A 1,282-nucleotide genomic window follows, 5' to 3' on the forward strand; every position below is an offset into this window, starting at 1 on the left:
TGAAGTGAACCCCGAAAACGGGACACCTATCAAAACACCTAAACCATCTGTTCCCTAAATTCTTTAGGGGATAGGTGGTTTAATTTTTCTTGAATTCGCACACAATTGTAGTAATGAATGTATTCTAGCACAATCTTTCGCACAGTTGTGTTGGATACTTTTGTTATCTTTTGTGAGTAGAAAGCTTCACTTTTTAAATGACCAAAGAAGCTTTCCATGACGGCATTATCATGGCAATTTCCTCTCCGGGACATGCTGGTGATAATGCCGTTTTCTTTGGCACATGCTTGAAATTCCTTCGCTGTATAAATACTCCCTTGATCTGAGTGAAGGATCACATCTTTTATTTTTCTTCCTCGCATTGCTTGTTTTAATGTCTTCATCGCTAATGTTAGTGTTTGTGACTCACTGATGACATAACTAATAATTTCACGATTAAAGGCATCCATAATCGTCGATAAATACAAGGTACGCTCTCCAAATAATAAGTAAGTCACATCTGTGAACCATTTTTCATTTGGGGCTGATGCTTCAAATTGACGCTCCAATCGATGAGGAGCTACCACTGGTTCCGCACCATTCATATATTTCTTTTTCTTTCGACGCACTTTTGAGAGTATATGATATTGTCTCATAATCCGTAATACTTTTTTATGATTCACACACAGTCCCATTTTTCGAAGAGTGGCGGTCACTCTTCGATATCCATACCGCAATTTATGCCTAAGGCAGATTTTCTTTACTTTCTCTTCTATCTCGTCTTTAGGGCGTTCGGCTATCTGTAACCAACGATAAAATGAGGAACGTGGTAACTCTAATACTTTACACAGTTCTTGTACGGTTACTTTTGTTTTTAATTCATTCCATAGGGTAATAACGGTATGTGGTTTCAGCTCCTTTCGATTTCCAGATACTTTCCCCATACAAGTAATTTTGTTTTTAAATGTTTATTTTCTAATCGTAGCTGTTCCAATTCACTCAGCTCTTTTGACCCTTTTCCATAAGAATATTGTTTTCCTACAGGTTGTTGAAAACGATATGTTTGATCTGTACGATACCATTTCATCCATGTCTTAATTTGGGAAACATTTTTAATGCCGAGTGTCTCCATAATGGTACGATTTGAATAACCATCCTTTTTCATCTCAATCACTTTCCACTTTATTTCTTCTGGATAATGAACTCTTGTCTTCAAACGAAAAACACCTCCATTGAATTTGCATACTTAGTATGCGAATTCAGGAGGTGTTTTTTTCATGTACCACTATTCGGGTTCACTTCA

1 protein-coding gene is annotated in these 1,282 nt (G+C 36.9%); it reads right to left on the bottom strand.

Annotation, left to right across the window (positions count from 1 at the left end; all coding sequences use genetic code 11):
• Window positions 1-38: 38 nt before the first annotated feature.
• A protein-coding gene (locus DET63_RS30010; protein WP_087955585.1) for an IS3 family transposase occupies window positions 39-1,195 on the bottom strand; the annotation gives its coding sequence in 2 pieces (ribosomal slippage) (window positions 39-943 and window positions 943-1,195; 1,158 coding nt in all).
• Between the last annotated feature and the right edge of the window lie 87 nt (window positions 1,196-1,282).

Source organism: Bacillus sp. DB-2 (genome assembly GCF_003315125.1).
GTDB classification, from domain to species: Bacteria; Bacillota; Bacilli; order Bacillales; family Bacillaceae_G; genus Bacillus_A; species Bacillus_A mycoides.